At 70.0% G+C, this 7170-nt stretch carries 5 protein-coding genes and 2 pseudogenes; 2 read left to right on the top strand and 5 right to left on the bottom strand.

What is annotated here, in order from left to right; all coding sequences use genetic code 11:
* Together A5753_RS06600 and A5753_RS06595 are read left to right on the top strand one after the other, a co-directional pair.
* A partial coding sequence (locus tag A5753_RS06600) for an ATP-binding cassette domain-containing protein (RefSeq protein ID WP_197694607.1) occupies window positions 1–2198 on the top strand: 2198 nt, incomplete at its 5' end.
* A gap of 37 nt (window positions 2199–2235) precedes the next feature.
* On the top strand, window positions 2236–4815 hold the full coding sequence (locus A5753_RS06595; RefSeq protein WP_067124702.1) for an ATP-binding cassette domain-containing protein: 2580 nt from the start codon (window positions 2236–2238) through the stop codon (window positions 4813–4815).
* 61 nt (window positions 4816–4876) lie between these two features.
* On the opposite strand, the pseudogene A5753_RS06590 reads toward A5753_RS06595, so the two are convergent.
* From A5753_RS06590 to A5753_RS06570, 5 genes and pseudogenes are all read right to left on the bottom strand, one after another.
* Window positions 4877–5133, bottom strand: a pseudogene (locus A5753_RS06590) (pentapeptide repeat-containing protein); the annotation flags it as partial.
* Window positions 5129–5716 (bottom strand): ATP/GTP-binding protein, encoded by a 588-nt coding sequence (locus A5753_RS06585; RefSeq protein WP_067124700.1) that lies wholly within the window; start codon window positions 5714–5716, stop codon window positions 5129–5131. The pseudogene A5753_RS06590 and the gene A5753_RS06585, both read right to left, overlap by 5 nt.
* Window positions 5697–6071 (bottom strand): DUF742 domain-containing protein, encoded by a 375-nt coding sequence (locus A5753_RS06580; protein ID WP_067124696.1) that lies wholly within the window; start codon window positions 6069–6071, stop codon window positions 5697–5699. Before A5753_RS06580 ends, A5753_RS06585 begins: the two co-directional genes overlap by 20 nt.
* A gap of 6 nt (window positions 6072–6077) precedes the next feature.
* A complete protein-coding gene (locus A5753_RS06575) occupies window positions 6078–6485 on the bottom strand; it encodes a serine protease inhibitor (protein ID WP_065057133.1) in 408 nt (135 codons plus the stop codon).
* Window positions 6482–7170 (bottom strand): annotated as a pseudogene (locus A5753_RS06570) (ATP-binding protein); the annotation flags it as partial. The pseudogene A5753_RS06570 and the gene A5753_RS06575, both read right to left, overlap by 4 nt.

Below are 7170 nucleotides of genomic sequence, written 5' to 3'. Positions count from 1 at the left end.
CGCCGAATTGGTCGGCGCCGCCGCGGCGACCGCAGCCCGCGCCCGCGCAGCGGCACGGCCCGCCGGGTCACACCATGTACGGGGGCGGCGGTGGACGCCCGCCCGCTGCGCCTCCCCCGACGCGAAACGCCCCGCCCATCGCGCAGATGCCGGCCGTGGGCTCGAGCAGCCCGCACACCCACATGGCCCCCGCCGCCGCCAAGCCGCCCGAGGTGGCGAACCTGGCGACGAAGATGTTCCAGGCGCTGCTGCCGTCGCGTTCCGGTGCGATTCAGCAGCCCGCCGGGTCGCAAACCATCGGCCGGGCCACCGACAACGACATCGTCATCCAGGACGTTCTCGCCTCGCGCCACCACGCCTTCTTGATCCAGACGCCGCTGGGCACCGAGATCCGCGACGCGCACAGCGTGAACGGGACCTTCGTCAACGGCGTCCGGGTCGGTTCGGCGGTGCTGACCGAGGGCGACGTGGTCACCATCGGCAACGTCGACCTCGTGTTCACCGGCGAAAGCCTGGTGCGGCGCACCGAGGCGGCGACGCGCACCGGCGGGCTGGAGGTCAACTCCGTTTGCTACACCGTCGATCACGGCAAGCAACTGCTCGACCACATCTCGCTGACCGCCAGGCCCGGGACCCTGACCGCCATCATCGGGGGGTCGGGTGCCGGCAAGACCACCTTGTCGCGGCTGATCGTCGGCTACACCAGCCCCACCTCGGGCAATGTGACCTTCGAGGGCCACAACATTCACACCGAGTACGCGTCCATGCGCAGCAGGATCGGCATGGTGCCGCAGGACGACGTGGTGCACCGGCAGCTCACGGTCAACCAGGCCCTCAACTACGCGGCCGAACTGCGCCTGCCGCCCGACACCAGCAAAGAGGAACGGGCCCGCGTCGTCGCGCAGGTGCTCGAGGAACTCGACATGACCCAGCACGCCGACACCCGGGTCGACAAGCTCTCCGGCGGCCAGCGCAAGCGCGCCTCGGTCGCCCTCGAGCTGCTCACCCAGCCGTCGCTGCTGCTGCTGGACGAGCCGACGTCGGGCCTGGATCCGGCGCTGGACCGTCAGGTGATGCTCATGCTGCGCCAGCTGGCCGACGCGGGCCGCACGGTCCTGGTGGTGACCCACTCGGTGTCGTATCTGGACGTCTGCGATCAGATCCTGTTGGTCGCGCCCGGCGGCAAGACCGCATTCTGCGGGCCGCCCGACCAGGTCGAGTCCGCCATGGGAACCCGCAACTGGGCCGACATCTTCGCCAAGGTGGGTGCCGACCCGGACGAGGCCAACCGCCGGTTCAAGGAGCGCAACCAGCGGTCGTCGCAGCCACCGTCCCCGCAGAGCCCGGCGGATCTGGGTGAACCACCGCAGAGCAACCTGTTCCGGCAGTTGTCCACGATCGCCCGGCGCCAGGTTCGCCTCGTCGTATCCGACCGCGGCTACACGATCTTCCTGGCGGTCCTGCCGTTCCTGATCGGCGCGCTGTCGCTGACGGTGAAGGGCCCGCACCCGGGCCTCGGCCCGGCCGACCCGCTGGGGCCCGCGCCGACGCAGCCGCAGTACATCATGGTGCTGTTGAACATCGGTGCCGTCTTCATGGGCACCGCGCTGACCATCCGCGACCTGATCGGTGAGCGCGCCATCTTCCGGCGAGAGCAGGCCGTCGGCCTGTCCACCACCGCCTATCTGCTGGCGAAAATCGCGGTGTTCTGCGTCTTCGCCACCGCCCAGGCGGCGATCGCGACCATCATCGTGCGGCTGGGTAAGGGCGCGCCGACGGCGCATCCCCAGTTCTTCGGCAACTCCACCTTCTCGCTGTTCGTCACCGTGGCGGGCACCTGTATCGCGTCGGCCATGCTCGGGCTGCTGCTCTCGGCCCTGGCACAGTCCAACGAGCAGATCATGCCGCTGCTGGTGGTGTCGATCATGTCGCAGCTCGTGTTCTCCAGCGGCATGATCCCGGTGTATCAGCGCGTCGGCCTCGAACAGATGGCATGGCTGACGCCGGCCCGGTGGGGCTACGCGGCGGGCGCGTCCTCGATCGACTTCCCGGCGCTGGTGAAGGTCAAGCAGATCCCGACCAACGACCCGATCTGGCAGCACTCGAAGCACATCTTCGTGTTCGACATGTTCATGCTCGCGGCGCTGTCGATCGGCTACACCGGCTTCGTCCGCTGGCATATCCGGCTGAAACGCTAGGCCGGCGCCCCCACCCGCGACTTCTGACCTGGATGTGATGACTCGACCTGCGCAGCCCGTGCTGACGGCTCGATCGGACCGCTCCGAGGGTAGTTTCGCCGCCGGCCGCGACGTGGTGGTGGGCAGCGACCTGCGCGCCGACCTGCGCGTGGCGCACCCGCTGATCGCCCGCGCGCACGTGCTGCTGCGCTTCGATCAGGGGCGCTGGCTGGCCGTCGACAACAACTCGCTGAACGGGGTGTACCTGGACGGCCAGCGGGTGCCCGTCGTCGACATCCACGACGGGCAGTCGATCAACATCGGCAAGCCCGACGGCCCGCGAATCACCTTCGAAGTCGGCATGGGCAACGTCGGCCTGCTCCCGCCGACCACGAAGTCGATCCCGATCATCACCGCCCAGCCCGCCGCCTCGGCGCCCGTGCGCGCACAACCCGCAGGCCCACGACCCGTGGCCGGGCCGCCGCCAAGGCCCGCCGCGCAGCCGCCGAGGCCGCCCGCCTCACCACCGTCGCGCCCCTTCCCACGCCGAGGCGCACAGCGCAGATCAGCCGTGCCGATCGTCCCGCCGGAAGCCGCGACCCGCGCCGTACCGCAGTCCGGGCCGCAGGCCGCCGCACCGAGCCCACCCACCGGCAGGAGCAGCGACGCCGGGGAGTTCCCGACCACCTGGGTCAGCGTCCCGGGGGCTGAATCCGAGCGCCGGCCTGCGGTCGGCCGCTCCGCCTGGATCGGGCGCGCGCTCAACAACGACATCGTCGTGCACGACGTGCTGGCCTCACGCCATCACGCCTTCTTGAACCCCACCCCGACGGGCGCCGAGATCCGCGACGCGAACAGCAGCAACGGCACCTTCGTCAACGGTGTCAAGGTCGGGTCGGCGGCGCTGTCCGACGGCGACGTGGTGACCATCGGCAACGTCGACCTGGTGTTCCACGACGGCGTGTTGGTCCGCCGTCAGGAGGCGGCGACGCGGGCCGGCGGCCTGGAGGTGCGCGAGGTCAACTTCGGCATCGGCGGCAAGAACCTGCTCGAGCGGATCTCACTGGTCGCCCGGCCCGGCACGCTGACCGCGCTGATCGGCGGGTCGGGCGCGGGCAAGACCACGCTGTCGCGGCTGATCGCCGGGTACGCCACCCCGTCGTCGGGCTCGGTGACCTTCGAGGGCCACGACATCCACACCGAATACGCCTCGCTGCGCACCAGAATCGGGATGGTCCCCCAGGACGACGTCGTGCACCGCCAGCTTACGGTCAGCCAGGCGCTCGGCTATGCCGCCGAACTGCGCCTGCCGCCCGACACCAGCAAGGCCGATCGCGCGCAGGTCGTCGCCCAGGTCCTCGACGAGCTGGGCCTCGCCGAGCACGCGGACACCCGGGTCGACAAGCTCTCCGGGGGCCAGCGCAAACGGGCCTCCGTGGCGCTGGAACTGCTGACCGGGCCGTCGCTGCTGATCCTCGACGAACCGACCTCCGGCCTGGATCCGGCGCTGGACCTGCAGGTCATGACCATGCTGCGACAACTCGCCGACGCCGGCCGCGTCGTGCTGGTGGTCACCCACTCGCTGACCTACCTCGACGTCTGCGACCAGGTGCTGCTGATGGCGCCGGGCGGCAAGACGGCGTACCTCGGCCCGCCCGGCCAGATCGGCGCGGCCATGGGGACCACTAACTGGGCGCACATCTTCGCCAAGGTGGGCGCCAACCCCGACGAGGCCAACCGCCGCTTCCTGGCCCAGAACAGGCCCCCGCCGCCGACGAAGACCGAGGCGCCGGCCGAGCTGGGCGTTCCGCCACATACCAGCAAGCGCCGCCAGTTCTCCACGATCGCCCGCCGCCAGGTCCGGTTGGTGGTCTCGGACCGTGCCTACTTTCTGTTCCTGGCGGTGCTGCCGTTCGTCATGGGCGCGCTCTCGCTGACCGTCCCCGGCAGCGTCGGTTTCGGTTATGCGGATCCGGTGAGCGAGTCGGCCGGCGAAGCAGGGATGATCCTGACCCTGCTCACCATGGCGGCCGTGTTCATGGGAACCGCGCTGACCATCCGCGACCTGGTCGGGGAGCGGCCGATCTTCCGGCGCGAACAGGCGGTCGGTCTGTCGAGCACGGCCTACCTGCTGGCCAAGGTCGCGGTGTTCTCCACGTTCGCGGTCATTCAGGCGGCCATCGCCACGGCCATCGTGGTGCTGGGCAAGGGGCCGCCCACGCGACCGGCGCTGCTGCTCGGCAATGCCACTTTCGAGATGTTCGCGGGGGTAGCGGCGACGTGTGTGGCGGCGGCGATGCTGGGCCTGCTGCTCTCGGCGCTGGCCCGCTCGGGTGAGCAGATCATGCCCCTGCTGGTGGTGTCGCTGATGATGCAGATGGTGCTGTCCGGAGGCATAGTGCCGGTTACCCACCGGATCTTCCTCGACCAGCTGTCCTGGCTGGTGCCCTCGCGGTGGGGTTACGCGGCCCAGGGGTCGACGGTCGACCTGTGGACGGTGTCGCCCGGGCCGCAAAGCCCGCGGGACAGCCACTTCGAGCACACGGCGGCGGCCTGGCTGTTCGACATGGGCATGCTCGCGGTGCTCACCGTCGCCTACGCGGCGCTGGTGCGCTGGCGCATCCGGCTGACCCGCTGAGCGCTCAGCCGTCACCATCCAGCCGCAGCCCGTGGGCGAGCGAAAAGGCCACGGCCTGGCCGACGCCGCGAAGGTCGATGCCGCCAAGCACGGCGAGCGTGAAATCCACCTCGTCGAAAGCGATCGGCCGCAGCCGGCACTGGACGAACACCGAACCCAGCATGGTGCACTGGGAAAAGGCCCAGTGCACAACGACGTTCGCCGGAACGTGCAGTTACGGAAGGCCGAACCGCGGTGTTGCGACTCGGCGAGGTTGGCGCCGCTGAAGTCGCATTCGGTGAACACGACCCGCTCGGTCTGCACCCGGGACAGGTCAATTGGCCGACAGGCTGGCCAGGGCGTATTCGCTGACCGCGATCAGGGCGTCGGTCGCCGACCGGCGATCCCTGGCGTCGACGGTGATCACCGGGATGTGCGTCGGCAGGGTCAGCGCCTCGCGCACTTCGGCGACCGGGTAGCGGGGCGCGCCGTCGAACTCGTTGACCGCAACGAGGAACGGCAGGTTGCGGTGCTCGAAGAAGTCGACGGCGGCGAAGCTGTCCTGCAGACGGCGGCAGTCGACCAGCACGACCGCGCCGATCGCTCCGCGCACCAGGTCGTCCCACATGAACCAGAAGCGGCGCTGCCCAGGCGTGCCGAACAGGTAGAGCACCAGGTCTTCGGCCAGGGTGATCCGGCCGAAATCCATTGCGACGGTGGTGGTCCGTTTGTCCGGGGTGGCCGCGAGCGCGTCGACACCGGTCGAGGCGTCGGTGAGCATCGCCTCGGTGCGCAGCGGCATGATCTCCGACACCGCCCCGACGAAGGTGGTTTTGCCGGCCCCGAATCCGCCCGCGATCACGATCTTCGTCGACGCATGGGCGCCGGAATCGCGTTGCACCTCAGAGTGCGCGTAAGCCACGCAGTGTCCTTCCTATGAGTTCGTGGCGCTCATCTCTGGTCGAACGCTCGGACAACGTCTTGTGCACTCGAACGTAGCCGGACAGCACCAGATCTCCGACCAAGACGCGCGCGACGCCCAGCGGAAGATCCAGTCGGGCCGAGATTTCGGCGACCGACGGGTGCTCGACACACAGTTGGATGATTCGGCCTCGTGGGTCGTTGGGCGGCCACCGGTGCGTCAGCCCGGGCTGCAGCGATTGAATCGGCGCCTCGAGGGGAAGGTCGACGTTGGTGTCGGTGCGCCCCGACGTCAAGGTGTACGGACGGACCAGATTCCCCTTGCGGTGCGCCGGCCTGGTCTCGGAACTATCCATCGGGGCTCACGAATGCTGCTGCACGGCCGACCGGCGGGTCGACTGGACGACGCCGCCCACCCGTTCGACCAGGACCGCCATCTCGTAGCCGATCTGACCGATGTCGCACGACGCCACCGCGAGCGTCGCCAGGTGCGAGCCATCCCCTACGCGCATCAGTAGCAGGTAGCCGTTCTGCATTTCGACCACCGACTGCAGCACCTGCCCGCCCTCGAACAGCTGCGCGGCGCCGGTGGCCAGGCTGGCCAGCCCGGAGGCGACGGCCGCGAGCTGATCGGCGCGTTCCCGCGGGAGATGCTCGCTGGCGGCGATGGGCAGCCCGTCGACGGATACCAGCAGCGCGTGCGCTACGCCGGGAACCTCGCGGGCGAACCTGGTTACCAACCAGTCCAGGGAGTTGTCCGATGACGTCATTGTTGGTCGGATCCTTGGTCGGTCTCACGGGCGTGCGAGCGTCCGGTGCGCACGCCACCGAAATGGCTACTGAACGAGGCGCGAACCGCCTCGGGGTCCCGGGCGAAGGGCCCAGTGGCCGCGTGCTGCGGCTCCCGGTGCGACCGGCCGTTCACGCCGTGGTCGGCCTCGGCCGGCTCGTCCTGTTCGCCGCCGTTAGCGTTCCCGGGCACCAGCCGGGCACCCGGCGTGCGCACCGGCAGGCCGTGGTCGGTGGTGTGCTCCTCGACGGGTTTCTCGTCGGCCGCGGCCGCCAGCGTCCAGCCGCGATCCCAAACCGACTGCCAATCCAAATCGGGGCTGTTGACCAGGTCGTGCGGGTCGCCCAGCATCTCCGAGAGCATCCGCCGGTAGATGACGTCGTCGTCAGCCAGGCCCGCCTGGGCCTTCGGGGCCGAGGGGATGGACGAGACCGGGGCGGGTCGCGCCGGCAGGTCTGGCCGGGGCTGCGTGCGGCTGTCGGCCTCCCGGGAGCGGGCGGAGAAAAACGCCGAGGTGTCCGACGCCGCCCGGGCTGGCTGCGCAGGCGCCCGGTCGGGTTCTGGCTCGGGAACCGGTGTGGGCGCCGGCCTGGGGGTCTTTTCCCACCAGGGGGTCGCCAGCTCGCGGCGCTGGCGGCGGGGCTGCTCTTCGGCGGGCGGGGCGG

This window comes from Mycobacterium sp. 852002-51971_SCH5477799-a (genome assembly GCF_001667145.1).
In the GTDB taxonomy this organism is placed as follows: domain Bacteria; phylum Actinomycetota; class Actinomycetes; order Mycobacteriales; family Mycobacteriaceae; genus Mycobacterium.
The sequence above is the reverse complement of the archived record's forward strand: the minus strand, read 5'-3'. Positions and strand labels throughout refer to the sequence as shown.

Bases quoted from the DNA above. Each gene is read 5' to 3' on its own strand.
- A5753_RS06580 (WP_067124696.1), bottom strand. From the start codon at position 6,071: ATGGATAGTTCCGAGACCAGGCCGGCGCACCGCAAGGGGAATCTGGTC.
- A5753_RS06595 (WP_067124702.1), top strand. From the start codon at position 2,236: ATGACTCGACCTGCGCAGCCCGTGCTGACGGCTCGATCGGACCGCTCC.
- A5753_RS06575 (WP_065057133.1), bottom strand. From the start codon at position 6,485: ATGACGTCATCGGACAACTCCCTGGACTGGTTGGTAACCAGGTTCGCC.